This window comes from Vitiosangium sp. GDMCC 1.1324 (assembly GCF_003044305.1).
Taxonomy (GTDB): Bacteria; Myxococcota; Myxococcia; order Myxococcales; family Myxococcaceae; genus Archangium.
In genome coordinates this window covers 74,897-100,382 of the sequence record NZ_PZOX01000012.1, presented here as the reverse complement: position 1 = coordinate 100,382, position 25,486 = coordinate 74,897, and the positions used below count along the sequence as shown (strand labels likewise).

17 protein-coding genes are annotated in these 25,486 nt (G+C 68.2%); 9 read left to right on the top strand and 8 right to left on the bottom strand.

Annotated features, from left to right (window positions below; all coding sequences use genetic code 11):
* Positions 1 to 38: 38 nt before the first annotated feature.
* Together DAT35_RS30995 and DAT35_RS30990 are read right to left on the bottom strand one after the other, a co-directional pair.
* Positions 39 to 5,765: an ATP-binding sensor histidine kinase gene (locus tag DAT35_RS30995; protein ID WP_108071741.1), complete on the bottom strand. Its 5,727-nt coding sequence runs from the start codon at positions 5,763 to 5,765 to the stop codon at positions 39 to 41.
* A 190-nt stretch (positions 5,766 to 5,955) separates the two neighbouring features.
* Positions 5,956 to 6,948, bottom strand: coding sequence for an NADPH:quinone oxidoreductase family protein (locus DAT35_RS30990; RefSeq protein WP_108071740.1), 993 nt, complete (start codon positions 6,946 to 6,948; stop codon positions 5,956 to 5,958).
* A 145-nt stretch (positions 6,949 to 7,093) separates the two neighbouring features.
* Here DAT35_RS30990 and DAT35_RS30985 point away from each other — a divergent pair, with 145 nt between their 5' ends.
* On the top strand, positions 7,094 to 8,044 hold the full coding sequence (locus DAT35_RS30985; protein WP_108071738.1) for an AraC family transcriptional regulator: 951 nt from the start codon (positions 7,094 to 7,096) through the stop codon (positions 8,042 to 8,044).
* A gap of 76 nt (positions 8,045 to 8,120) precedes the next feature.
* Here DAT35_RS30985 and ettA read toward each other — a convergent pair whose 3' ends face one another.
* On the bottom strand, positions 8,121 to 9,800 hold the full coding sequence (ettA, locus tag DAT35_RS30980) for an energy-dependent translational throttle protein EttA (protein ID WP_108071736.1): 1,680 nt from the start codon (positions 9,798 to 9,800) through the stop codon (positions 8,121 to 8,123).
* 244 nt (positions 9,801 to 10,044) lie between these two features.
* Positions 10,045 to 10,572: an FHA domain-containing protein gene (locus DAT35_RS30975; protein WP_158501963.1), complete on the bottom strand. Its 528-nt coding sequence runs from the start codon at positions 10,570 to 10,572 to the stop codon at positions 10,045 to 10,047.
* Positions 10,573 to 10,648: 76 nt separating this feature from the next.
* Between DAT35_RS30975 and DAT35_RS30970 the strand changes: the two genes are divergently transcribed.
* The 4 genes from DAT35_RS30970 to DAT35_RS30955 all read left to right on the top strand — a co-directional run bounded on the left by DAT35_RS30970 (position 10,649) and on the right by DAT35_RS30955 (position 15,309).
* Complete coding sequence (locus DAT35_RS30970; RefSeq protein WP_108071732.1) at positions 10,649 to 11,596, top strand: ABC transporter ATP-binding protein; 948 nt, start codon at positions 10,649 to 10,651, stop codon at positions 11,594 to 11,596.
* Between the two features lie 51 nt (positions 11,597 to 11,647).
* Positions 11,648 to 12,394: an ABC transporter permease gene (locus DAT35_RS30965; protein ID WP_233261825.1), complete on the top strand. Its 747-nt coding sequence runs from the start codon at positions 11,648 to 11,650 to the stop codon at positions 12,392 to 12,394.
* Positions 12,395 to 12,486: 92 nt separating this feature from the next.
* Positions 12,487 to 14,070, top strand: coding sequence for a serine/threonine-protein kinase (locus DAT35_RS30960; protein WP_108071729.1), 1,584 nt, complete (start codon positions 12,487 to 12,489; stop codon positions 14,068 to 14,070).
* Between the two features lie 96 nt (positions 14,071 to 14,166).
* Entirely contained in the window at positions 14,167 to 15,309 is a 1,143-nt protein-coding gene (locus DAT35_RS30955) for a serine hydrolase (protein WP_233261824.1), read from the top strand.
* Positions 15,310 to 15,321: 12 nt separating this feature from the next.
* On the opposite strand, the gene DAT35_RS30950 is transcribed toward DAT35_RS30955, so the two are convergent.
* On the bottom strand, positions 15,322 to 15,729 hold the full coding sequence (locus tag DAT35_RS30950; RefSeq protein WP_108071724.1) for a hypothetical protein: 408 nt from the start codon (positions 15,727 to 15,729) through the stop codon (positions 15,322 to 15,324).
* Between the two features lie 239 nt (positions 15,730 to 15,968).
* Between DAT35_RS30950 and DAT35_RS30945 the strand changes: the two genes are divergently transcribed.
* Both DAT35_RS30945 and DAT35_RS30940 read left to right on the top strand, forming a co-directional pair.
* A complete protein-coding gene (locus DAT35_RS30945) occupies positions 15,969 to 18,188 on the top strand; it encodes a transporter substrate-binding domain-containing protein (protein WP_108071722.1) in 2,220 nt (739 codons plus the stop codon).
* 151 nt (positions 18,189 to 18,339) lie between these two features.
* Positions 18,340 to 20,355 (top strand): Dyp-type peroxidase, encoded by a 2,016-nt coding sequence (locus tag DAT35_RS30940; protein WP_158501962.1) that lies wholly within the window; start codon positions 18,340 to 18,342, stop codon positions 20,353 to 20,355.
* A gap of 2 nt (positions 20,356 to 20,357) precedes the next feature.
* Here DAT35_RS30940 and DAT35_RS30935 read toward each other — a convergent pair whose 3' ends face one another.
* From DAT35_RS30935 to DAT35_RS30925, 3 genes are all read right to left on the bottom strand, one after another.
* Complete coding sequence (locus tag DAT35_RS30935) at positions 20,358 to 21,263, bottom strand: SPFH domain-containing protein (protein WP_108071718.1); 906 nt, start codon at positions 21,261 to 21,263, stop codon at positions 20,358 to 20,360.
* The gene (locus tag DAT35_RS30930) at positions 21,260 to 22,285 is read right to left on the bottom strand and encodes an SPFH domain-containing protein (protein WP_108071716.1); all 1,026 of its coding nucleotides are present in this window, start codon (positions 22,283 to 22,285) and stop codon (positions 21,260 to 21,262) included. The genes DAT35_RS30935 and DAT35_RS30930 overlap by 4 nt, the downstream gene beginning before the upstream one ends.
* A 79-nt stretch (positions 22,286 to 22,364) precedes the next feature.
* On the bottom strand, positions 22,365 to 23,597 hold the full coding sequence (locus DAT35_RS30925) for an MFS transporter (protein WP_108072146.1): 1,233 nt from the start codon (positions 23,595 to 23,597) through the stop codon (positions 22,365 to 22,367).
* 209 nt (positions 23,598 to 23,806) lie between these two features.
* Here DAT35_RS30925 and DAT35_RS30920 point away from each other — a divergent pair, with 209 nt between their 5' ends.
* Positions 23,807 to 24,805, top strand: coding sequence for a methionine ABC transporter ATP-binding protein (locus DAT35_RS30920; RefSeq protein ID WP_108071714.1), 999 nt, complete (start codon positions 23,807 to 23,809; stop codon positions 24,803 to 24,805).
* The gene (locus DAT35_RS30915) at positions 24,798 to 25,481 is read left to right on the top strand and encodes a methionine ABC transporter permease (protein WP_108071713.1); all 684 of its coding nucleotides are present in this window, start codon (positions 24,798 to 24,800) and stop codon (positions 25,479 to 25,481) included. Before DAT35_RS30920 ends, DAT35_RS30915 begins: the two co-directional genes overlap by 8 nt.
* Positions 25,482 to 25,486 lie beyond the last annotated feature (5 nt).

Below are 25,486 nucleotides of genomic sequence, written 5' to 3'. Positions count from 1 at the left end.
TCATGCGTCTGTGTCTGGTTCGGAGGGTGTGCTCCGGGCTACCGCGCCTTCACAACAGGACCGGTGCACGGCAACTCCACCCGGACGGCGGTGCCGGTCCCCACGGAGCTCTCCACGTGGACGGTGCCGCCGAGCGCTGTGACGATCTCCCGGACGAGGTGGAGCCCCAGCCCGAGGCCCCCATAGGAGCGGACGGACACGGCCCGCTCGAAGCGTTCGAAGATATGGGACAGGCGGTCGGGTGCGATGCCAATGCCCTGATCGCGGATGGAGAACCACGCGGTGCCGTCCTTCACACCCGCCGCGAGCTCGATGGGTTTGCCCGCCCCGAACTTGATGGCATTGGAGAGCAGGTTGACCAGCACCTGAGCCAGCCGCGCGGCGTCCCAGCGCCCGACGATTGGCCTCTGGACGTGCAACACCAGGGTGCTGGCCGCCCGCGCCAACGGCTCGCGAAGCCGCTCGGCCACGCTCTGGATGACGTCCGCGAGGTCCACCTGCTCCAGTTCCAGATCCAACTCCCCCGCCTGGATGCGGGACACATCGAGCAGCTCCTCGATGAGCCTGGCCAGCCTGAGCGATTGTTGGTTGATGGTGCGCATGGCACGCACGGAGCTCTCGGGCAGGCCCGGGGGGATGTTCCGCAGGAGGCCCTGGACGACGAGCCTCAGCGAGGTGAGGGGGGTGTTGAGCTCGTGCGAGGCGACGCTGAGGAACTCGTCCCGCAGGCGGATGGCATCCTGCGAGTCGCTGTACAGCCGTGCGTTGTCGATGCTGATGGCGACCCGGCGCGCCAGCTCCTGTGCCAGATGCAGGTCCGCTTCGCCATAGCGGCGGCCGGATGAGCCGGAGACGAGGCTGAGGACTCCAAATGTCTTTCCCCGGGAGATGAGGGGCACGTGCAGCGCCGACTTCGCCCCGATGTTCCTCATCCTCTCGACATAATCCGGACCAAAGCCGTGCTCCGCGAACATGGCGTCGGAGAGCACCGGGCGGAGGGCGGGCAGGCCCGTGCGCAGGACGCGGCCGATGGACGCCGGAGAGTTCCAGTCCGTCTGATACCGGTCGAACAGCGCGCGCAGGAGGACTTCCTTCTTGGGGTCCGCGTGGGCCATGGCCGCCTGGCGCAGCCGCTCTCCCTTGTCGATGACGGTGAAGGTGCACCAATCGGCGAGGAAGGGCACCACCAGACGCGCCGCCTTGGACAGCATCGGCTCCAGGTCCAGCGACTCGGCCAGGGTCAGACCCGCCTCGGCCAGGAAGCGCACGGCCGTCTCGGCCCGCCTGCGCTCCTGGACCTCCACCTTCAGTTGCTCGAAGAGCTGGCTGTTCTCCAGGGAGATGGCGATCTCCGTGGAGAGGGTGCGCAGCACGCCGACGCGCTCGGGAGTGAAGGCGCGGGTGGCCAGGTCGTTCTCCAGGTAGAGCACCCCCACCGTCTTGGTGTGGCGCTGGATGGGCACGGCCAGGGCGGACTTCACGGTGCGCTGAGCGACATAGGGGTCGTTGACGAAGCGGCCCTGGTGGGCGGCATCGGCCAGGACGAGGGTGTCGCCTGTACGATAGGCGTGCTCCACCACCGAGACTGGAACCTGGGCCGAGGAGGACAGGGTGACGCGCTCCAGGGTGACGGGCTCAGGGATGGCGCCCACGGCGCGCACCATGAGGGAGCCCGCCTCGTCCAGCACGAGCGCGCCGCGCGTGGCGCCCGCGGCCTCGAAGCACACGGCCATCAGTTTCTCGAGCAGGCGGTCCAACACCACCTCGCCCACGAGCGTCTCGGACGCCTTGAGCAGACTGAGCAGGTCGAGGGAGGCCCCCGGAGACACACCACTCCCATGCGCGGCGGCGGAAGCGCTCCAGGCCCTGCCCCCCACGGGCTTCAGGTCGGGGAACTCCTCCTCCAGCATCGACACCTTCGCGGGCGCGCCCCAGCGGGCATGGAGCTCCAGTGCGGTTCGCAGGTGAAGCGCGGCGATGCGCTTGCGGCCCAGCGAATGGTAGAAGCGCCCGGCCAGCTCATTCGCGAGCGCCTCATCCTGGAGGAAACCCTCGGCGTGGGCGCCATCCATGGCGGCGTCATAGAGCTCCATGGCCTCCAGGTGCCGCCCCTCCAGGCGGGAGACCTCGGCACCGACGAGCTGGTACTTGTGGCGGAAGTTCTCCGGGGTCTCCTCCGCCCAGGCGCCGAGCTGCTTCTGGTTGGCGGCGATCCGGGCCAGGGTCTCGGTCCGCTCCGGGGGCGTGGCGCCACCGTGGGCCGCCAACGCCAACGAGCTGTAGACGTTGTAGTCGACCGAGCCGATGAAGCCCTGGAAGTAGCCGCGGTACGGGACCACGGCCTGGGAGGCTTTCAACGCCTCGTCGAAGTCACCCAGCACATACGCGACCTGGAGGCGCAGCTGGTAGTAGGTGAAGAACGACGCGGGAATCGCCCGGGCCGAGGCGAGCGCCTCCTCCTCGTCGAAGTCGTCGTCGTCGAAACGCGCGGGCTTGTGGGTGAGTCCCTGGAGGGCCCGGATGGCCTGACGGCAGAAGACGACCGAATCGCTCGCCACCTGCACGGCACTCTTCTTGAGGAAGGACAGACAGGTGTCGATGGAGGTCAACACACGGGTGAGCTCGGTGCCCAGCGCGAACTCGGCGGAGATTCCGGTGGTGAGCGCGTAGGCGGCGAACTGCATGTCTCCGCTGGCCAGCCCCGTGGTCACGGCACGGCGCAGCAGCTGCATGCTCGTGCGCAGGGGCGCCCGCCAATGGTTGGTGTGGAGCACGAGCGAGATGAGCGCCCGGCACTCCTGGCGCGGATCTCCCTGCCGCTGAGCCAGCGCCACCGCCATGCAACCGAATGCATACGCGGGCGAGTGCGCGCCCTGCATGGACAGCACCATGCCGTGACACGCGTACACCACGGGCGTCCAGGGGCTGTTGCCAAGCTTCAGCGAGAGATTGAGCGCACGGGTGTTGATCAGGGCGAAGAGGGACGGGTCCACCAGGAGGGCGACGGTCACGAGCTCCGACAAGAGCCGCACGCAGGCGAGCCCCCCGGGGTCCTCCATTTTCGGCGCCTCCAGGAGCTCCTCCACGGAGCGGCCCCTCATGTTCACCTCCACCTCGGCGAGCTCGGCCGCGAGCGCCTGGGGAATGTCTCGCTCGGGCAGCTCCAGTCCGACCAGCCGCAGCCCTTCGTGTCCCCACTGGAGCGCCTCCCGATGATCCGCGCGCAGGAGGGAAGAGAGGATCTGCAGGACGTAGAGGTCCACCTTCGCCAGGAGGGAGGTGGCGTGCTCCATGGCAGTCCGCACCAGCTCCTCGGCCAGCACCGGTTCGCCCGCGAGATAGGCACACTCCGCCGCCTCCCTGTGCAGGAGGAAGACCTGCTCGTGGCGCTGGGGCCATTGCTCCCGGGGGAGTAACGCGATGCCGCGCATCAGGTACACCAGGGCCGCACCGAAGGCGGAGGAAGCCTTGGCCTTGAGACCCGCCTGACAGTTGAGCCCGGCCAGCTCGATCTGCTCTTCCAGCCCGGTCACCAGGCCCAAGCCGAGGTGAAGGTGATCCACGATGGAGAAGAGCCGCTCGTCGAGCAGGCTTCCAGAAGAGGCTCGCAAGAGCCGCCGTCCCGCCTCGTGGTGGATCCGCGTGCGCTGCTCGTCGGAGAGCAGCGAGTACGCGGCCTGCCGGACCCGGTCATGTGCGAAGCGGTACGTCGCGTCCTGGAGCAGGGGCTCCGGGGCCGTCCCGGGCTCGCCGCCGCGGGGATGCCGGGAGCCCTCCTTCTCCGGGAGGAGGAGCCCTTCGTGCAGGATGCACCACAGCGCCGGCGCCGCATCGACGGAGGACTCGCCCACCAGCGCCGAGAGCAACCACAACTCCACGCGGTCTCCCAGACAGGCGGCGACCTTGAGGACGTGCTGGGCACGCTCGGGCAGCCGGCGGATGGAGGCGATCATCAACTCCACCACGTTCTCCGTCACCTCCACCTGCTCGATGCGGGCGAGGTCCCACCTCCAGGTGCTCTGCTCGAGGTCGAAGGTGAGGAGGCCGGACTGGTGGAGGAAGCGCAGTAGCCGGCTGACGAAGAGCGGGTTGCCCGCCGTCTTGCGCAACACGAGCTCCGCGAGCGGACGGGCGCGCTCGAGGGGTTGGCGGAACGTGTCGCCACACAACTCTGTGAGGTCTGGCAGGCCCAGGGGAGAGAGCCAGAGGGAGTGAAGGCGCATCGCCTGGGAGGCGCGGATGGCCTCGAAGATGGAGACGAGGGGGTGGCTCGGGTCGACCTCCTCTGCCCGGTAGGCCCCCACGAACAGGAGGTAGCGCGACTCCGGATCCGTGGCCAGGCTCTTGATGAGCTGGAGCGAGCCGGGGTCCGCCCAGTGCAGGTCATCCAGGAAGAGCACGAGCGCGTGCTCTTCGGCGGTGAGGGCCTGGATGAAGGATTGGAAGACGAGGTGGAGCCGGGTCGCCGCCTCCACGGGCTCGAGCCGGGTGGCCGCGGGTTGCTCGCCCAGGAGCGTCTCCAACTCCGGCACGACGTCGATGATGACACGGGCGTTGGTGCCCAGGACCGACAGCAACCGGGCCCGCCAGACGTCCCGGACCTCCTGGGGCTCTTCCCTCAGCTCGCGGAGCAGCCCGTGGAAGGCTTCCACGAAGGCCGAATAGGGCACATTGCCCCGTAGCTGGTTGAACTTGCCCCGGAGGAATCTCTCTCCGGGCGCGGCCTTCCGGCTCAGGTCGTGAACGAGCGTCGACTTGCCGATGCCGGCGGTGCCCACCAGCAGCACTCCCTCGCTCGCGCCGTGGCGCACCCGCTCCAGCGCCTCACCCAGTGCCACCTGCTCGTGCTCGCGGCCGTAGAGCCGCTCGGGGAGGGAGAGCTGCCGGGCCAGATCGAGCCTGCCCAGCTCGAACGAGCCCAGGGAGCCCGAGGCCCGCCGCCGCTGGGCCTCGAGGAGATCCGCGAGGAGGGCGTCGGCGCTCTGGTAGCGCTCCTCGGGCATCTTCGCGAGCAGCTTCAGCACGACGTCCGAGAGCAGCTTCGGAACCGCGGGGTTGGCGAAGGCGGGTGGAACGGGCGGCCGGGCGAGATGGGCATGCACCAGCTCGACGGGGTCCGTGGAGACGAAGGGAGGCAGGCCGGTGAGCAGCTCGTAGAAGGTGGCGCCCAGCGAGTAGAGATCGGCGCGGTGGTCGATGGGGCGATTCATCCGCCCGGTCTGCTCGGGTGCGACGTAGGGCAGGGCCCACTGGAGCTCCCCTGGCACATCGCCCGGAGGAGCGAGCCCCGCGACCTTCGTGGAGAGATCGAAATCGACGATGGTGAGGTGATGGCTGCCAGCGTTCGCGCTCACCACCATGTTGGTGGGGTTGATGTCGCGGTGGATGACGTGCTGGTGGTGGAGGCTCGCGATGATGCCCGCCAACTGGACGGCGAGCTCCAGGAAGGCATCCATGGCCACCGGCCGCCGGTGCAGCCACTCCTGGAGATTCTGGGGACCGGCGTCCTCCAGGACGAGCGCTGGCAGCTTCGCCGCGTCCTCTTCCAGTGCGACGGGCCGGGCCACGCCGGTCACCGCTCCATGGAGGGAGCGCAGCATGGAGTATTCATGGTGCAGCATCGCGCTGCTGCTGGACTGCAGGGGACCGGAGCGGACCTTCTTGAGCACCAGGGGCTCGCCGTCCTGCTTCCATCCTCGCAGCACGACGTAGCGGCGCCCGCAGTAGATTTCCTGTAACCGCTCCGTGCTGAGTGCTTCCAGCATCGCGAACCCCTCGCCTGGGAGGGAGGCGCCCTGACGTCCAGGCCGCGAAGCCCCCGAATGCGGCTCCCCGCCTTGCTCAACATTTGGACGGAGCGATTCCGGGGCACGCCGTGGGTCAGACAGGGGGGTGGAAGCTGGCCCCTCCTGCTGCCGCCCGCCAGGAAGGCGCGGGGGCAGGCACGGGCGGCCCTCACGCAGGTGCGTTCGGGAGAATCACCACCTTGCCCGAGGTCTTCCGCTGAGCCAGCGAGCGGTGCGCGTCCGCGGCCTCATGCAGCGCGAAGGTCTGGCCGATGACCACCTGGAGCTTCCCGCTCGCCACGAGCTCGAACACCTCGCGGAGCGTGGCGGCCTGGACGTCGGGCGGCAAAGCCGGGAACGCGAAGCCGACCAGGGACTGATTCTGGAAGACCATCTGCCCGAGCTGTTCGCTGCTCACGTGCGTGCCCCGCAGGCTGTCGACTCCGAAGACGACGAGCCTTCCCCGCGGAGCCAGGGCTCGAAGGCTCTGGGAGAAGACCTCACCGCCGCTTCGCTCGAAGACCACGTCGGCGCCACGGCCGCCGGTGGCCTCCCGGACGCGCTCGGGCCAGTCCGCTCGAGTGTAATCGACGGCGATGTCGGCTCCGAGGCGCCGGGCCAGGGCGCGCTTCTCCTCGGTGCTTGCGCCAGCGACCACGCGCCCCGCGCCGAGCTGCTTCGCGAGTTGGCTCAGAAAGGAGCCGACGCCGCCCGCCGCCGCGGGAATGAAGACCGTGTCTCCTTCCCGCAGCTGAGCCGCGATGCGAAGCGCGGCGAGCGCGGTGGGCGCCTGGTTCAGCAGGGCCACGGCCTTCTCGAAAGACAGCTCATCGGGCATGGGAGTGACGAGAGAGGCCGGCGCGAGGGCCAGCTCCGCGAGGGCTCCCTGGGCCGGCAGCATCGCCACGACGCGAGCGCCACTCCGGAGATGCGATACCCCTCCCCCCACAGCGCTGATGACTCCCGCGGCTTCGTAGCCCGGCGTGAACGGCAGAGGAGACCCTCCCGGCACGCGGCCCTCGCGCTGCAACAACTCCGCGTAGTTCAGGCCGGCGGCGTGCACGCGGATGAGGACTTCGCCGTCACCTGGAACGGGGGGCGCGAGTTCCTCGAGCCGCAGCTCCTCGGGTCCCCCAAAACGCAGCAATCGAATCGCTTTCATGTCTGTCTCCGTTGTGGACCTGTTCGCGGGGCGGGAGGGTCCGCGCACCGGGCGCCAGGGTCATGAAGGAAGGTAGTCCCGAGGTTCCGGACGATCACTGGCTGGACGTCCGTATGTATGGTCCAATCGTCCTGGAGGAAGGGCCATGGACGTTCTCGCGGACACGCTGAGCAGCATCCGTTTGCGGAGCATGATCAACGGCCGGATGGAGATGAGCGCGCCCTGGGGCATGCGCGTCGACGCGCGAACCGTGGGCATGTTCTACGTGGTCTCCCGGGGAAGCTGCGTGCTCGAGCTCCAAGGCAAGCAGCACATGCTCGCGGCCGGCGACTTCGTCTTCATCCTCGGTGGGGTCCCCTACGCGCTCAAGGACAGTCCGAGGACGCGGCCCGTTGCGGCCAGTGAGATCTACGCGAACCGGGGAGGACGTTGCGGAGGGGTCATCCGCTACGGCGGAGCGGGAGCACCCACGACGATCGTCTGCGGGCGCTTCGTCTTCGAGGGGACCACGCTGAGCCCGCTCGTCGCGAGCCTGCCGCCGATCCTCCATGTGAAAGGCGACGGAGGCATCGCCACGCGGTGGCTCGAGTCCACGATGCAGTTCGTGGCCTCGGAGATGGAAGCTGAACAGCCCGGCTATGAGACCGTGGCTAACCGTCTGGGTGACGTGCTGCTCGTCCAGGCACTGAGGACCTACGTGGCGTCCCTGCCCGTCGAACAGGGAGGGTGGCTCCGGGCGCTCGTGGATCCACAGCTCGGCGTCGTCCTGCAGCGGATCCACGAGCGGCCGCAAGAGCCCTGGACGGTGGAGAGCCTGGCGCGAACCGCGGGCATGTCGCGCTCGGTGTTCGCGGCACGCTTCAAATCACTCGTCGGAGAAGGGCCCCTGACGTACCTGACGCGCTGGCGCATGCACAAGGCCATGCAGCTCATGACCGAGGGGGCCGAGTCAGCGAGTGCGATCGCGCAGGCAGTGGGCTACGAGACCGACAGCGCCTTCGTCAAAGCCTTCAAGCGGCACGTGGGAGAAACGCCGGGCTCGTTCCGGCGCCGGCTCAAGGAGCGCGAGGCCCCCTCCGCTTCCACGTCGAGCTGAGGTCACCCGCGGCCCCTCTCCCCGGAGGAGGGAGAGAGGGGCTCTCGGGGCTACCGCGATACGACTCCGCGCGACCTCAGCTCTTGGTGAGCGGGCGGTAGCGGATGCGGTGCGGCTCCAGCGCCTCGGGGCCCAGGCGCTTCTTCTTGTCCGCCTCGTAGTCCTGGAAGTTGCCCTCGAAGAAGAACGCCCGGCTGTCTCCCTCGAACGCCAGGATGTGCGTGGCGATGCGGTCCAGGAACCAGCGGTCGTGGCTGATGACCACCGCGCAGCCCGCGAAGTTCAGCAGCGCATCTTCCAGGCTCCGCAGCGTCTCCACGTCCAGGTCGTTCGTGGGCTCGTCCAGCAGCAGCAGGTTGCCGCCGCTCTTGAGCATCTTCGCCAGGTGCACGCGGTTGCGCTCGCCGCCCGACAGGTCCTTCACCCGCTTCTGCTGATCCTGTCCCTTGAAGGCGAAGCCCGCCAGGTACGCGCGGCTCGGCATCTGCCCCGCGCGGCCCAGGTCGATGTAGTCCAGCCCATCGCTCACTTCCTCGAAGACGCTCTTGTCTCCGGCCAGGGCGTCGCGGCTCTGGTCCACGTACGCCATCTTCACCGCCTCGCCGATGCGCAGCTCGCCCGCGTCCGGCTTCTCCGCGCCCGTGAGCATCCGGAACAGCGTCGTCTTGCCCGCGCCGTTCGGTCCAATCACACCCACGATGCCGCCCGGCGGCAGCTTGAAGTTCACCTCGTCGATGAGCAGCCGGTCCCCGTAGGACTTGCGCAGCCCCTTGGCCTCCACCACCAGCCCGCGCAGCGGCGGCCCGGGCGGAATCGTCACCTCGCCCGTCGGATCCCTCTTCTCCTGCGTCTGGTTGAGCAGATCCTCGTACGCCGTGATGCGGGCCTTGCTCTTGGCCTGGCGGGCCTTGGGCGATGCGCGCACCCACTCCAGCTCGCGCTTGAGCGTCTTCTGCCGGGCGCTCTCCGACTTCTCCTCCAGCTCCAGCCGCTTCTGCTTCTGCTCCAGCCAGCTCGAGTAGTTGCCCTTCCAGGGCACGCCCTCGCCCCGGTCCAGCTCCAGAATCCACTCGGCCGCGTTGTCGAGGAAGTAGCGGTCGTGGGTGATGCAGACGATGGTGCCCTTGTACTCCTTGAGGGCCTGCTCCAGCCACGCCACGCTCTCGGCGTCCAGGTGGTTGGTGGGCTCGTCGAGCAGCAGCAGGTCCGGCTTCTCCAGGAGGATGCGGCACAGCGCCACGCGGCGCTTCTCACCGCCGGACAGCTTCGTCACGTCCGCGTCCCCGGGCGGCAGACGCAGCGCGTCCATCGCCATCTCCAGGGTCCGGTCCAGCTCCCAGCCGTTGCACGCGTCGATGGCGTCCTGCAGCTTGCCCTGCTCGGCCAGCAGCTTCTCCATCGCCGCGTCGCTCATCGGCTCGGCGAACTTCGCGCTCACCTCGTTGAAGCGATCCAACAGGGTGCGGATGGGCTTGAGGCCCAGCTCCACGTTGCCCTTCACGTCCAGCGAGGAGTCGAGCTGCGGCTCCTGCGCCAGGTAACCCACCCGGGCGCTCGGGTCCGGCTTGGCCACGCCGAAGAACTCGGTGTCCACGCCCGCCATGATGCGCAGCAGCGTGGACTTACCCGAGCCGTTGGGGCCGATGACGCCAATCTTCGCGCCCGGGAAGAAGGACAGGTAGATGCCCTTGAGGATGTCCTTACCGCCCTTGACCTTGCGCAGGTCCTGCATGGTGAAGATGAAGTTCTGGGCCATCGTGCTCTTTCTGCCTCCGACTCGGTGACGTAGACGCTCGCGGATACCAAGGAGCGCAAGCGCGCTCAAGGCGCTCGGCCGCTCGCTTGCTGTTCCCGGACACGTGTTTACCGGGCTTCCGCCTCTTCCGGCTCAGAACAGCCCATGCCGCGCGCCACGTCCGCCCCGGAGCCCGATTCCCCCCGGGGCCCCGAGGCTCCCCCGCCCCCCAGGCGGGACGCCGTGGCCGCTGGCACGCGCCGGGCTATCCGGCGACGGGACCGCTGCGCAACAGCCGGGTATGGAGCGACTTCGCCAGGAAGAAGGCGAAATCCGCGTCCCCGAAGCGCACCAGGTCCCCATCCCGCACCAGGTACTCCCGCTCGGGCGCCAGTGGCTGGCCGTTGAGGTAGGTGAAGTTGGTGGACCGAAGGTCTCTCACCCGGCAGGAGGAGGTAGGCCCCAGCCAGCTCAGCAGCGCGTGCTCCTTGGACACAGAAGGATCGTTGATGACCAGGTCACAGCTCGGCAGCCGCCCCACGGACAGTGCGTCCTGGGTGCGCAGCGGCGGCAGCGTGGCCACCTGCAGAATGTCGAAGTTCAGCAGCATCGACACCTGCAGCGCCTCCAGGCTGCCCATGCCGGCGCCCATCACCGTGCGCTGCGCCCCCAGCCGCATCGCCATCTGTTCCACCACGGGCTTCGGTGGCTTCTGCACCAAGGCGAATGGGCCAATCTGCCGGCAGAAGAACGGCTCCGTCAGGCGCCCCGCCATCACCCTCAGTTCTTTCACGGTCAGCATTCCACCCCCAATGTAACGCGGTCAGTCCTTTTCGCGAGCCGTGGTGGTGGTAAAGGCCTCTGTCACCATGTCCACCCCTCCCGCGCTCGAGCTCCAGGGTCTCACGAAGACCTACGGCGGCAAGCTCACGGCCCTCACCGAAGTCAACCTCAGCATCCGCCCTGGGGAGATCTTCGCCCTGCTCGGCCCCAACGGCGCCGGCAAGACGACCCTCATCGGCTCGGTGTGCGGGCTGGTGAAGAAGACGAGCGGGAAGATCCGCGTCTTCGGGCACGACCTGGACGCGGACCCGGTGCGCCCGCGCTACGAGGTGGGGCTGGTGCCGCAGGAGATCAACTTCGACCCCTTCTTCACGGTGGCCGAGTCGCTCTACATCCAGCAGGGCTATTACGGGCAGCCCCGGGACGAGGCGCGGGTGAAGGAGGTGCTCACCGCGCTCAACCTGCAGAACAAGGCGGACGCCATCACCCGCGCGCTGTCGGGCGGCATGAAGCGCCGGCTGCTGATCGCCAAGGCGCTGGTGCACAAGCCGCGGCTCGTCTTCCTGGACGAGCCCACCGCGGGCGTGGACGTGGAGCTGCGCCGCGACCTGTGGAACTACGTGCGCAAGCTGGCCGCCGAGGGCACCACCATCGTCCTCACCACGCACTACCTGGAGGAGGCCGAGGAGTTGGCGGACCGGGTGGGCGTCATCAACGAGGGCAGGCTGCTGCTGGTGGAGGAGAAGAAGGCCCTGCTGCGCCGGCTGGGCGAGAAGCGCCTCATCGTCGCCTTCACGGAAGTCGTGAGCACGCTGCCCGAGCTCGTGCGCAAGGCGGGCGCGACGCTCTCCTCAGATGGCCGCACCCTCACCTATCCCGAGCGCGACGGCGGCGCTCCCGGGGGCGACATCCTGCGCGCCCTCTACACCCAGGGCCTCCCGGTGGGGGACGTGGAGACGCGTCACTCGCGCCTGGAGGACATCCTCATTGAGATCCTGCGCGGCAAGCCCGCCGCCACGCCCAACGCCGCCTGAGCGGCCCCACTCCCCTTCCCCGACCCCGACGACATCATGAACACCCTTGGGATGAAGACCCTGCTGGTGAAGGAGGTCCGGCGCTTCATGCGCGTGCCGGGCCAGACGGTCCTCTCACCACTCATCAGCACCTCGCTCTACTTCCTCGTCTTCGGCTACTCGCTGTCCGGCCGCGTGCACGAGGTGGAGGGAGTGCCCTACCTGCAGTTCATCGTCCCGGGCCTCGTCTTCCTGGGCCTGGCCAACAACGCCTTCCTCAACAGCAGCTCCTCGCTGTTCATCAACAAGATTCAAGGCACCATCGTGGACCTGCTGGTGGCGCCGCTGGGGCCCATGGAGCTGCTGGCCGGCTTCATCGGCGGAGCCATGGTGCGCGGCCTCATGGTGGGCGGGCTCACCTGGGTGGTGGCCACCTTCTTCACCGGCTTCCGCCTGGAGCACGCCCCCGCCACGCTCCTCTTCCTGCTGCTCTCCTCGTACACCTTCAGTGTGCTGGGCATCCTCGCCGCCGTGTGGGCCGAGAAGTTCGAACAGGTCAACTTCTTCCCCACCTTCGTGATGCTGCCCCTCACCTTCCTCGGCGGCATCTTCTACTCGGTGCGCGAGCTGCCCTCGCCGTGGAACCACATCAGCCTCTTCAACCCCATGGTCTACATGGTCGAGGGCCTGCGCTACGGAATGCTGGGAAATAGCGGCTTCTCGCCATTGTTGGGCGCCAGTATCCTCGTTGCACTCGCACTGGTTGCCACCGGTGTTGCCTGGGCCGCATTGCGCTCTGGCTACAAACTAAAAGCCTGAGTGCACTCCGCGACGTCTGGTTGCCTGCTTTCACAACCTGTACGGGAAAGGACATTCGCGGATTCTTGGAACCCGGGTTATCGTGACGCGTCATGGCAGTCCCCTTCGGCAAGTACCAGTTGTTGCGCAAGATTGCCTCCGGCGGGATGGGCCAGATCTTCCTGGCCCTCGAGCAGGGGGCGGGCTTCGAGCGGCTGGTCGTGCTCAAGCTCATCCTTCCGCACCTGGCCGAGGACGAGGACTTCCTGACGATGTTCCTCGATGAGGCGCGGCTGGTGGCGCGGCTGGCGCACCCCAACCTCATCACCATTCTGGACCTCACGGAGATCGACGGCCGGCACTGCCTGGCCATGGAGTACGTGCAGGGCGAGGACGTGCGGAGGCTGGACAAGTTCGCCCGGAACCAGGGCAGGCCACTGCCGGTGGGGCTGGCGCTGCGCATCATCGCGGAGGCGGCGGCGGGGCTGCACCACGCGCACCAGGCGAGAGATCAGCAGGGCCGGCCGCTGCAACTGGTGCACCGGGACGTGTCGCCGCAGAACATCCTGGTGGGCTTCGACGGAGGCGTGAAGGTCATCGACTTCGGGGTGGCGAAGGCGGCGGGGAGCGCGTCGCACACGGCCACCGGGGTGCTCAAGGGCAAGTACCCGTACATGTCGCCGGAGCAAGCCAACGGCCAGGACGTGGACGCGCGCAGTGACTTGTTCGCCCTGGGCGTGGTGCTGTGGGAGCTGCTGACGAACCGGCGCCTCTTCAAGGGCGACACGGACATGATGACGCTGCGGCTGGTGCGTGACTGCCAGGTGCCGCAGCCCTCGCAGCTCCAGGCGGAGCTGCCGCCGGGGCTCGACGAGCTGGTGCTCAAGGCACTGGCGCGCACGCCGGAGCAGCGCTTCCCGGACTGCGGGGCCTTCCGGCTGGCCATCGAGGACTACATCCTCCAGCACCGGCTGCCGGCCAGCAACGCGCACCTGTCCGCGTGGCTGCGGGAGCTGTACGCGGAGCGCATCTCACGCGAGGAGGACCCGTCCACGCTGGACCAGCTCGCGGAGGACACGGACCTGGACTCGAAGTCCAACTCGTCGCGCAGCAGCGTGCGCTCGCACGCGCATCAGCAGGTGCCCGTTGCGTCCACGGGAACACCGACCGGCAGGACGCCCAGCCCCGTCTCCAGGTCGAAGAGCAGCCACCACACGCAGACGCTCGCGCCGGACACCGTGACGCGGCGGCGCTTCCCGGTGGTGCCCGTGGTGGCCGGCCTGGGCACGCTGCTGGTCGTCGCGGGGGCCGCGATCATCCTCCTGCGCCAGCATCCGGCCAGGGACACGGCGTCCCTGACGAATCGTCAGCAGGAAGAACAGGCCCAGCTCGAACCGCAGCCCGAGCAGGCTCCGGAACCCCAGCCGGTGACGTTGAAGGTGATCTCCGAGCCGACGGGCGCGCTGGTGCTCGTGGACGGGAAGCAATACGGCGAGACGCCCATGGACCTGCCGCTCGAGCCGGATGCACCGCCGGTGACGCTGGCGCTGAGGCTGGACGGTTATGAGCCGGTGTCACAGCGGGTGTCCGCCGGGGATGCGCCCGAGGTCTCGGTGAAGCTCACCCCCAAGATCACGGCGCAGAAGCCACCCCGCCGCCCCAACAACCCGCCGCTCGACATCAAGATGGGCCGTTGAGGGCCCTTCGTCCCTCCGGGAGAGGGATCCTGCGGCGTCGGAAGCGGGAGGGCGTGAGGCTGGCGGATGGGCCAGGAGGATGGCTTGCTCCGCCCCATGCACGACCAGTCCCTCGCAGCCACACTCCTCGCCACCTTCGCCCTGCTCGCCGGATGTGCCACGGCCACGTCGAACACCCGCGCGCCCACCGCCCCGGACGAGCGGGCCGTGGATGCGCTCTTCGCCGCCTATGACCACCCGGAGGGCCCCGGCGCCAGCGTCGTCGTGATTCACGAGGGGCAGGTCGTGCTCAGCCGTGCCTATGGCCTCGCGGACCTCGAGGCGCGCACCCGCGCCACTCCGGAGACCCAGTACCGCCTCGCCTCGCTCACCAAGCAGTTCACGGCCACGGCCATCATGCTGCTGGTCGAGGAGGGCAAGCTCCACTACGACGACCGCGTGGTGGACGTGCTCCCCGGCTTCCCGGCGTACCTGCGGGACGTCCGCATCCGTCACCTCCTCAACCACACGTCGGGCATCTGGGACTACGAGGCCTTCGTCCCCGAGAACCAGACCGTGCAGGTGAAGGACCGGGACGTCCTCGAGCTGCTGGCCCGCGCGGACCACACCTACTTCCCGCCCGGAAGCGCGGTGCGCTACAGCAACTCCGGGTACGCGGTGCTCTCCCTCATCGTGGAGAAGGCCGGAGGAATGCCGTTCGCCCGGTTCCTGCACGAGCGCGTCTTCGCACCGCTGGGCATGCAGACAGCGGTCGCGTACGAGGCGGGTATCTCGACGGTGGCACGGCGCGCCTACGGCTATGTCGTCGACGCGAACGGCGTCCGCCCCCGGGACCAGAGCCCCACCAGCGCCGTGCTGGGGGATGGTGGCGTCTACGCGTCCGTGGCGGAGCTGGTGGCGTGGAACGCGGCGCTGGATGCGCACACGCTCGTCGGTGCGGACACCCAGAAGCTCGCGTGGACGCCGGCGGCACTGCCGGATGGCTCGTCCGCGCGCTACGGGTTCGGCTGGTTCATCGACGAGGACGAGGGACGGGTGCGCCTCTCGCACCACGGCGAGACGTGCGGCTTCACCAACGCCATCGTGAAGTACCCCCAGCAGCGGCTCACGGTCATCGTCCTGACGAATCGCGCCGGCGGAGAGCCGTGGAGGCTCGCGCAGCAGCTCGCGGACCTGTGGCTTGGCGCCCCCACCGCGTCGCGCACGTGGCCTTTCGAGACCACGCCCAACGCGCGGTGAGCGGAGCCAGACCTACCGCTTCTGACCCTGCACCTTGGCGGGCTCGAGCACCTCGATGGAGGTGGCGACGCGGACTCCGCCCTCGTTGCGGAAGTGCGTCCGGACGGGCATGCCCTCCCGCAATTGTTGGAGGGCGAGCGGTTGCCGCTGGCCCTCCTGGACGATGGGCACCGCGTGCTCGTCCTTCACGATGACCTGTACCAGCGGCTCCTTCCTGCCCACGTCGAGCGTGATGACGTTGCCGGTGGCGCCCTTCACCGTGCCTTTGACGACACCCGCGTCCTTGTTCGTGAACTGATCTCCAGGAGTGGCCTTCTCCTCCGCCGCCTTGAGCTTCGAAGGGGTGGAGTCCTCGGCCGCCCGCGCCCCGAGGGCGAGCGTGGCCACGGTGAGCCCGGCGAGTACGGTCCGTGAGCGCATGGCAGACCTCCTTCCGCGAAAGGTGCACCCGGGGCCCGGGCCCGCCAACCCGCGCCTGTCCTCCTGGAGACCAGGCGGCCCCGGCGACTGCTCAAAACCAGCGTGTCCGGCCCGCTCCCCCCACACCACGTGCCGAGCCTGCACAGCCCCGTTCGCTTCGAACCACTTCAGCGGGATACCCCTACCCAGGCTCCTCGGATTCCGCTCTCGTGACTGCGTAAGGGAGGAGCGGCGCTCCTATGCTCCGGGGACGGGCTCAACGATGGCTGCTCTTCACCGGGTTGGTTCTCCTGGCCGGAGCGGCCCTCGTGCTCGGCCTCGGCCTCTTCCACGAGCGCGCCTCGGATGTACTCACCCCGGAGGAGCGGGAGTGGCTCGAGAGCCGTTCCGGCAGTCTCGTGCTCCAGCCCTACATCAACCCCCCGCTGTCCTTCACCAACGACCGGGGGGAGTTCAGCGGCATCACCGCGGACTACGCCCGGCTGTTGGAGAAGAAGCTCGGCTTCACGTTCCGCAGGGCGCCCGCCGTCAACATCCGGGAGCTGCTCCAGAACCTGCGCGAGGGGCGGGCGAACCTGGCGAGCGGGCTGACCCGGACCCCCGAGCGCTCGCAATACCTCCTCTTCTCCGAGCCGTACGTCCGCATCCCGACGATCATCGTCGTGCGCCGGGGAACCTGGGACACGCTCACGCTCGAGCAGATGACGGGGATGCGGATCGCGGTCGGCGAGAACTTCGGGGCCCACGAGTATCTGAAGCGCTTCCATCCCGAGCTTCAGCTCGTCCCCGTTCCCACTGATCTCGACGGACTCATGCGCGTGTCGACGGGCGAGGTCGATGCACTGATTGTCCATGTCGCGGCCGCGTCCTACCACATCACCCAGGAGAACCTGACGAACCTCCATGTGGCGGGAAGAATCCCCTACCAGTACGAGCTGGCCATGGCGGTCCGGAGGGACGAGCCGATCCTGCTCCGCATCGTCCAGAAGGGACTGGACCAGCTCACCGAGGAGGAGCGGCAACACATCTGGAAGCGCTGGGTCTACCCGTGGGAGACGCCGTTCTACCTCTCCCCCCTCTTCTGGCGAATCGTGGCGCTCCTCTCGGTGGGCGTGAGCGTGGTGGTGGGGACGGTCATCGTCTGGAACAAGGCCCTGCACCGGCAGGTCCGGGCACGAACCCATGACCTCGCGGAGGCCCATCGCAACGCCTCGTTCCTCGCGGAGGCCAGTGTCATCCTCTCCGAGACGCTCGATTACAGCGAGACCCTCTCTCGTCTGGGGGACCTGTGCGTGCGCTACCTCGCCGACTGGTGCGTCATCGACGTGGTGACGGAAAATCGGATCCACCGGATCGCCGGGGCCCATATCAACCCCATGAAGCGGCCCCTGCTCGACACGCTCGCCGAACGCTACCCGGCCCAGGTGGACAGCCCCAGTCCAGCCAGCGAGGTGCTGCGAACCCACCAGCCCCACCTCTACCCAGAGATGACGCCGGATGAAATCCGGGCCACGTGCGTGAGCGAGGAGCATGCACAACTCATCCTCGGCCTCGGAACCCGGAGCGCCATCGCGGTGCCGCTCGTCTCGCGAGGAAACATGATCGGAGTGCTCACCCTGGGCTCGGGGGAGCCGGGAAGGCGCTACGGGCCGAAGGAGCTCGAGCTGGCACAGGAGATGGCCCGGCGCGCCACCATCGCGTACGACCATGCCCAGCTGTACCAACAAGCCCAGGAGGCCATCCGCATCCGGGATGTCTTCCTCATGGTCGCCGCGCATGAGCTTCGCACGCCCCTCACGTCCCTGAAGCTCCGCCTCGCGACGCTTCGCCGCCTGGCCCATGAGGCACCGGCGCAAGGGGTCCAGACCGACGCCCTGCTGCGCGAGCTGCCCCGCATCGAAGCCCAGGCCGATCGGCTCCACCTGCTCATCGAGCAGCTCCTCGATGTCTCGCACATCGGCGCGGGGCGCTTCGAGTTGTCGCGGGAAGAGGTGGATCTCTGCCAGGTGGTCCAGGAAGTGGTGGAGGGCTCGCGCGAGCAACTGGCGCGCTGCGGCTCCCCGCTGGAGCTTCAGCTCGACTGTCCCGCTGTCGGATGGTGGGACCGGGTCCGGCTGGAGCAGCTCGTCGCCAACCTGCTCGGGAATGCCATCAAGTTCGGTGAGGGAAAACCGCTCGAGCTCCGGGTCGAGCCCGAGCCGGAAACGGTGCGGCTCGTCATGCGGGACCAGGGCATCGGTTTCCCGAGCGAGGCCAAGACGCGCATCTTCGAGAAGTTCGAGCGGGCCGTCTCCGAGCGCCACTATGGCGGACTCGGACTCGGGCTCTTCATCGCCCGGCAGATCATCGACGCCCATGGGGGCACCATCTCCGTCGAAAGCACACCCGGCGAGGGCTCGACCTTCACGGTGGTTCTTCCACGTGGAGCGGAGCATGCATCCCCTCCGTCATCCACCTGAGCCCGGCTCACAAATCCCATCACGGCACTCTCTCCTAGTGTCAGCGGGGGTTGACACACGAAAGAGAACGACCATGAAGGACGACATCGATCCACGGAACACCGCAGCAGCTCCAGAAGAGCCAGCCTCGCCCCTTGAAGCCCTCAGCCCCATGAATCGGGAGGCTCCGGGAGATACCTCGGCCCCGGCGGCCGTGGAGCCAGTACGCGAGGCCCCCTTCCCAGAGCCCATCTTCGACGAGGACGACGATCCCTCGTTCCCTGATGCCTCCAAGGAACCGGTCCTCCACGTGGGCAACATCCAGGGGAACATCCTGGGAGGTTTCAACAAGGACCACCAGGCGTTCGTGTTCCTCACCCTGAAACGCAACGACCACCCGGGCGCCACGGCCGACCAGGAATTCCCCACCGTCAAGGCGTTCAAGGCCTGGCTCCGGGAGACCATTCCCCTCATCGCCACGACCGCCGAGGTGGTGGCCTTCAACCGGCTCTTCAAGGCCATGCGCTCGCGGCAACAGCAGGATCCCATCGGCCTGAAGTCGACGTGGATCAACCTCGCCTTCACCGCCCGGGGGCTCGAGGTCCTGAAGAAGTTCGACCCGACCCTCGACCTCAACTTCACGGATCCCGCGTTCACGCAGGGCATGGCGAGCCGCTCCAAGCAGGGCATCCTGGGCGATCCCTCGGGGGATGATCAGAAGACCGCCGAAGGCCACCCGGACAACTGGGTCCTCGGCGGCACCCAGGAGGAGCTCCACCTGGTGGTCATCATCGCCAGCGACGACGCAGGCGAGGTGAAGGAGAAGCAGGGCTCCGCGCTCTTCCGTCTCCTCAGGGGAGAGGGCGGGCGGCCCGGGCTCAGGGACTTCGGCAAGGTCAAGGTGCAGCTCGGCCACAACCTGCCCGCGAAGAAGAAGCTGGCCGGGCACGAGCACTTCGGCTTCCTGGATGGCATCTCGCAGCCAGGCGTCCGTGGGCGGCTCACCAGCGATCCCCATGACGTCCTGACGCCCCGCCAGAATCCCAAGAACCGCGAGCAGGGCAAGCCCGGATCCGAGCTCATCTGGCCGGGGGAGTTCGTGTTCGGCTACGAAGGCGGCCTCCCGAACACCGATGGCGTGAAGACCTTCGAGGACCCGGGCCCCGTCGCCAAGGCGGGTCCGGACTGGGCCGATGACGGCGCCTACCTCCTCATCCGCCGGCTGCGGCAGAACGTGGGGCTGTTCCACAAGTTCCTCAAGCAGGTGGCCCAGACGTTCCAGGTGCCAACGCCGCCTCCACAGACCGTGACCCCTCCTCCGGGCGTGCCCGTGGGGGACTCCGCCGCGGACCTCGTCGGCTCGCGATTCGTCGGCCGCTGGCGCAGTGGCGCGCCCATCCGGCGCACCCGGAACCCCGATCCCACGAAGAACGATCGGGACAACCCGTCCATGGCCATCGACGACAGCGCGAACAACAACTTCGAGTACCAGGAGGACTCCCCGGCACTGCTGCCATCGGACCCGCACGGCCCCTTCGACAGCACGGACGAGGACCCCCGGCACCCGGGCACCCTCTTCCCGCCAGCGCTCGCGGACACGCCGGGACGCAACTGCCCCTTCACCGCGCACATCCGCAAGGTGTATCCGCGCGATGACGAGTCCACCTCCGTCCCGCCCAACATCCCGCCCACCCTCCTCAACGAGACCACGACCCAGACCCACCGCATGCTGCGGCGAGGCATCCCCTACGGGCCGGCATCGGACTCGACGCCGAACAACCCGAAGCCCGACTCGCACGACCGGCGCCCGTCCAGGACCGGGGGGCTCGAGGACGGCCGCGGACTCATCTTCGTGGCCTACGAGACCTCGCTCGTGGACCAGTTCGAGTTCGTCACCCGCGCCTGGGTGAACAACCCGAACTTCAAGGAGTCGAGCCAACCCCCGGACGCCACCCAGCCGGGTGGGCATGATCCCATCATCGGCCAGAACAACAACCCGAACGCCCAGGGCGCCCGGGATCGCATCCGCGAGTTCAACCTCACGTTCGTGGACAACCAGGGCAATCCCAAGTTGCAACGCGTGTCCACCAACATGATGGACCCGGCGGAGCGGGACTGGGTCATCCCCACCGGCGGTGAGTTCTTCTTCGCGCCCTCCATCTCGGCGCTGGAGATGCTGGCGAAGTAACGTCACCGGACGGGTGTCTGGGCCGCCACCAGGAGCTGCGCGAGGAGCTCGCCCTTCTGTCCATCCGGGACGAGCGTCACCTTCGCGGAGCTCTCCTGGAGCCGCTGCAGCTCCAGGATCTCGAACATCGCCGCCGCGACCGCCGGGTCCTGGACGATCTTCTGCAGCGCCGCTCCCACGATTTGCGGACGCAGGGCCGCGGCCTTGGCGAAGGCGATGGCGGCCTGACGCTCGGCGGTGCTGGTGATGATGCTCACCTGGTTGGCTCCGTCCTGGCGGATGGCCGACGTCACCTGCCGCAACCGGTTCACCACCTTCTCTTCAATCTGGCGGATCATCCCCTCGTCCCGGAAGTGCACCTTGCGGATGTAGACCGAGCCGAGCTGGTAGCCGTAGGCGTGCGACATGGGGGAGACCTCGGTGCGCACCGTCCGGCTCATGCCATGCCGGCTCTCCAACATGGTGGAGAGCTTCATGTTGGACAGACAGCGCACCGTGGCGTTGCTCACGTTGGCCGCCAGCGAGCCGCGCGGGTCCGCGTTCTCGAAGAGGTACTTGAGCGGATCCGAGATGTACATCTCGTACCAGATGCCGATCCCCATCGGCGCGCCTTCCTCGGAGTTCACCGCCTGGCTGCGCAGGTACTGCTGGTCCAACCGCAGGTCGAGCACGTGGCAGCGCCCCACCCAGTTCACCAGGAAGGCCCGCCACCCGAGCTTCACCCACAGCAGGTGCAGCCCGGGCTCGTCCAGCACCGCCACCACCTTGCCGAGGAAGACATAGACCCGGGCAGTGCGCTCCTCCACGATGGCGTAGAGGCCGAACATCCGGCACAGGGCCAGGAAGATGGGGACGCCCACGGCGAACCCGATGAAGCCCAGCACCGCGCCCACGAGGAAGCCGATCATGACTTCACCCCCATCACCACATGGTGGGCCTTGGAGAAGAGGCCGAGCCGGATGTTGCGCAGGTACGCGTCCAGCGCGCCGGGCCCGCTCTGCTTGAGCAGGGTGAGCTGCGTGGCCATCGCGTTCAACGGCTCCACCTCCGCCTGGGCCTTCAGGGTTTCGATCTCCACCGCCCGGCGGGACTGGACGATCTTCTGGTCCGCCGAGGCCTGCGCCAGGCTGATGTCGGACGAGACGTGGTTGTGCGCGGTATTGATCGCCGCGAGCGCCGACTCCACTTCCGTTGGCGGATCAATCCCCGTGATGAGCGAGGCGTCCAGGACGATGCCATAGCGCGACAGACTGCCCCGGCACTCGCGGTCCATGTGCTCGTTGAGGTCGCGCAGGTTCTTGCGCAGGTCGTTGATGGAGACACCGGAGACGGCGGTGGCCTCGACCGCCTCCAGGGTCCCCTCCTCCACCGCAGGAGGAGGTGGCGCCTCGAAGCTGGCGATGCGCTCGCGCAGGATGGAGATGAAGTAGCCCATCACATGCGCGATGGGGTTCTTCACCGCGAAGAGGTAGGCGTAGAGGTTCTGCTCCGAGACGCGGTAGCGGATCTGCCCGGTGAGCCCCGTGTTGAGCTGGTCCTTCGTCACCGCGTCGAGCACCGTGCCGCCCTGGTTGGCGGTCGAGGACTCGGGGTCATAGGCCATGTTGAGCGTCTGGGTGGCCACCGAGACCTTCACCACTCGCTCCCAGGGCCACTTGAAGTACGGGCCTCCCGGCGGGATGACCTCGAGCTGCGGGTAGACGTAGCGATCCTCATCCGTGCGCGCCAGACCCTCGCTGACCGGGCCCACCTTCGTGGTGGGCTCACCCGCGAGCCGCACGGCGCGTCCGAAGCGGACCTTCACCGCTCGCTCACTCTGGTCCACGGTGAAGAACCCGGTGAGCACACAGCGCACCACGAACCAGCCCACAGCCCCGAAGAGAATGCCCGCCCCGAAGCCCGCGAGCCCCAACTCTTGCAAGATGTCCATTGCCCCTCCCAGGAAGTTGTCGCGACCGGCCAGACATTAGGAGAGGCGCGAGCCAGGGACCACCCAGGCGTGCCGAGTTTCAACGCAGTTGCAGAATCTGTGACCTCAGCAACACAGGCACGGCCAACAGACCGCCACAGGCGCCGATCCAGATGGCCGGAGAAATGCCGAGCGCACCCGCCAACGGCCCGGCCAGCAGCGCGCCCGCCGGCAGCATCAGACCGGTGACCACGTGGAACGTCGCGTTGGCGCGTCCCAGCACGGCGTGGGGCAACACCCGCTGCCGCAAACTGATGGAGTGGACCACATAGGCCCCGAGCAACGCGTCGCCGATCAACTGCTGCAGGACGAGGAACGGGATGGCCAGCGTTCTGGCGTGGAGCGCGAGCGCGATGAACAGGTTCGCCGCTTGTCCCACGCCGAGCGAGATGGCCATCGCGGATCCCATTCCCACGAGACGTCCCAGGGGGTTCGCGATCAACGCCCCGGCGAAGGCTCCCACCCCGCCCACGCTGATGATCAGACCCACCGTCGCGGGAGACAGACCGAGCGTCTCCAAGGCGAGGAACATGTAGAGCGCGAGGAAGAAGCCACCGAAGAAGTACATGATGGCGTCGGAGATCAGCGTTGGACCCACCAGCGGGTGCGCGAGGCTCGCTCGGAAGCCGATCTTCATGTCACCGAAGACGCTCGTACCGGACTCGGCGACCGTGGCGGGCTGCTCCGTGGCCCGGATCCGGCTCAACATGAAGGCCGACCAGAGATAGGAGAGCGCGTCGAGAATGACGACGACGGGCGCGGTCAGGGCCTGGATGAGCACGCCCGCCAACCCGGGCCCCGCGGCTTCGGCGATGGAGTCCGTCGCTTCCAACTTCGCGTTGCCCTCCACCAGCAGGCCCGTGCCAACGAGCGCGGGCAGGAAGCTGTTGTCGGCGATTTGAAACAAGGTCGTGGCAGCGCCGACGGTGGCCGCCACCACGTAGAGCTGGGGCATCGAGAGCACCCCGAGCCACGCGGCGAAGGGAATGGTGAAGATCAGCAGCGCCCGGACGAGGTCGGCGCCCACCAGGAGAGGCCGCTTCGCGGTTCTATCGATGTGCCCCCCGGCGAACAGGCCCACGAAGACCCCGGGCGCGACGCTGAGCGCCGAGAGAACGGCGACCTCCGTGGGCGTCGCTTGAATCGACAGGATGGCGATGATGGGCAGGGCCGTGCGCGTGATCCTGCTGCCGAAGGCGCTGGCGATCTGCGCCCCCCAGAGCCGCAGGAAATCCGGATGACGCCAGAGCCCACCCGACGGCCACCACCTCATGCCCACCCGCCAGTCTCGAGAACAGGGCGCGAGCAGACGACCGCCTCGTCCCACCTGCCTTGACATCATGCGGCATGACGGCAAGTGTGCCCAAACCCCTTTTCGTTCCGGCCGCGCAGCCCCCATCCGGCACCCCTCTGCGCGCCGGTGACGGGAGGCCTCGTTGAACAGGGGCCTCGACCGCGAGGGAGCCGGAGTGGTCGTGGTGTGTGATCGAGCTTCGTGACGTGAGCAAGGTGTATGGGCAGGACGGGCGGGAGGTGGCGGCACTGAGGAACGTGTCGCTGCGCGTGGCGCCCGGTGAGGTGTTCGGAGTGCTCGGCCAGAGCGGCGCCGGCAAGTCCACCCTCATCCGCTGTATCAACCTCCTCGAGCGTCCCACCTCCGGCGAGGTGCGGGTCGACGGCCGCGACATGATGGCGCTCGGTCCTCGGGAGCTGCGCCTGGCCCGGCAGGGCATCGGGATGATCTTCCAGCACTTCAACCTCTTCTCCTCGCAGACGGTGGCCGGCAACATCGCCTACCCGCTGGAGGTGGCCGGCTGGCCGCGCGAGCGCATCCGCGAGCGCGTGGGCGAGTTGCTGAAACTGGTGGGGCTGGAGGACAAGGCCCTCGCCTACCCCGCGCAGCTCTCCGGAGGCCAGAAGCAACGGGTGGGCATCGCCCGGGCCCTGGCACCCCGGCCACGTCTCCTGTTGTCCGACGAGGCCACCTCCGCGTTGGATCCGGAGACGACCCGCTCCGTGCTCGGACTGCTGCGGGACATCAACCGCCAGTTGGGGCTGACCATCCTGCTCATCACCCACCAGATGGAGGTCGTGAAGGACATCTGCGACTCGGCGGCGGTGCTGGAGCGGGGCCGGTTGGTGGAACAGGGCAAGGTCGTCGAGCTGCTCGCCCGCCCCGGCACGCGGCTGCATGAGCTGTGCTACGCGCCGCTCGCCGCGCGGGACTGGCAGGTCAGCCCCGGAGGCCGATTGGTGGAAGTGACCTTCCAGGGAGAGCGCGCCACCCAGCCCGTCGTCACCACCATGGCGCGGCGCTTCGGCGTGGACGCCAACCTCCTGGAGGGCTCGCTGGAGCGGGTGGCCGGAGCCCGGATGGGTCGGCTGCTGTTCGAGCTCACCGGCACACCAGACGCGGTGGAGCAGGCGCTCGCCTTCCTCCGGGAGCAGGGACTGTCACCCGAGGAGCGCGCCCATGTCTGACGAGCTGCTGCATTCGTTGTGGGTCGCCACGGGCGAGACGCTCTACATGACGTCGGTGGCCGCGGTGCTGGTCCTGCTGGCCGGGTTGCCCCTGGGCGTGCTGCTGGTGGTCACCGACCGGGGCGGGCTCTGGGAGCGGCCGGTGCTGAACCGGGTGCTGGGAACGCTCGTCAACGTGGGCCGCTCCGTCCCGTTCATCATCCTCATGGTGGCCATCGTCCCCCTCACCCGCCTGCTGGTGGGCACCACGATCGGCACCACCGCCGCCATCGTTCCCCTGGTGGTAGCAGCCATCCCCTTCATGGGACGCGTGGTGGAGCAGAGCCTGCGGGAGGTCGAGTCCGGACTGGTGGAGGCCGCCGTCGCCATGGGCTCCACGCACTCGCGCATCATCTTCCGCGTGCTCATCCCCGAGGCCCTGCCGTCGCTCATCCGCGGCCAGGCGCTCGTGATCATCAGCCTGCTGGGCTACAGCGCCATGGCGGGTGCGGTGGGCGGCGGCGGCCTGGGCGACCTCGCGGTGAAGTATGGCTACATGCGCTTCCGCACCGACGTCATGCTGGGGTGTCTGGTCGTGCTGTTGGTGCTCGTGCAGCTCGTCCAGCTCATCGGGGATGGCTTCGCCGCCCGCTTCGACCGCACGGCGTCCCGCTCCGCGCGCTCCCGCGACACCTGACGCGC

Coding starts and splice junctions, on each gene's coding strand:
- DAT35_RS30940 (WP_158501962.1), top strand. CDS start 18,340: ATGAATCGGGAGGCTCCGGGAGATACCTCGGCCCCGGCGGCCGTGGAG.
- ettA (WP_108071736.1), bottom strand. CDS start 9,800: ATGGCCCAGAACTTCATCTTCACCATGCAGGACCTGCGCAAGGTCAAG.
- DAT35_RS30985 (WP_108071738.1), top strand. CDS start 7,094: ATGGACGTTCTCGCGGACACGCTGAGCAGCATCCGTTTGCGGAGCATG.
- DAT35_RS30945 (WP_108071722.1), top strand. CDS start 15,969: ATGCTCCGGGGACGGGCTCAACGATGGCTGCTCTTCACCGGGTTGGTT.
- DAT35_RS30995 (WP_108071741.1), bottom strand. CDS start 5,765: ATGCTGGAAGCACTCAGCACGGAGCGGTTACAGGAAATCTACTGCGGG.
- DAT35_RS30960 (WP_108071729.1), top strand. CDS start 12,487: ATGGCAGTCCCCTTCGGCAAGTACCAGTTGTTGCGCAAGATTGCCTCC.
- DAT35_RS30930 (WP_108071716.1), bottom strand. CDS start 22,285: ATGGACATCTTGCAAGAGTTGGGGCTCGCGGGCTTCGGGGCGGGCATT.
- DAT35_RS30915 (WP_108071713.1), top strand. CDS start 24,798: ATGTCTGACGAGCTGCTGCATTCGTTGTGGGTCGCCACGGGCGAGACG.
- DAT35_RS30955 (WP_233261824.1), top strand. CDS start 14,167: ATGCACGACCAGTCCCTCGCAGCCACACTCCTCGCCACCTTCGCCCTG.
- DAT35_RS30935 (WP_108071718.1), bottom strand. CDS start 21,263: ATGATCGGCTTCCTCGTGGGCGCGGTGCTGGGCTTCATCGGGTTCGCC.
- DAT35_RS30925 (WP_108072146.1), bottom strand. CDS start 23,597: ATGAGGTGGTGGCCGTCGGGTGGGCTCTGGCGTCATCCGGATTTCCTG.
- DAT35_RS30965 (WP_233261825.1), top strand. CDS start 11,648: ATGAAGACCCTGCTGGTGAAGGAGGTCCGGCGCTTCATGCGCGTGCCG.
- DAT35_RS30990 (WP_108071740.1), bottom strand. CDS start 6,948: ATGAAAGCGATTCGATTGCTGCGTTTTGGGGGACCCGAGGAGCTGCGG.
- DAT35_RS30950 (WP_108071724.1), bottom strand. CDS start 15,729: ATGCGCTCACGGACCGTACTCGCCGGGCTCACCGTGGCCACGCTCGCC.
- DAT35_RS30970 (WP_108071732.1), top strand. CDS start 10,649: ATGTCCACCCCTCCCGCGCTCGAGCTCCAGGGTCTCACGAAGACCTAC.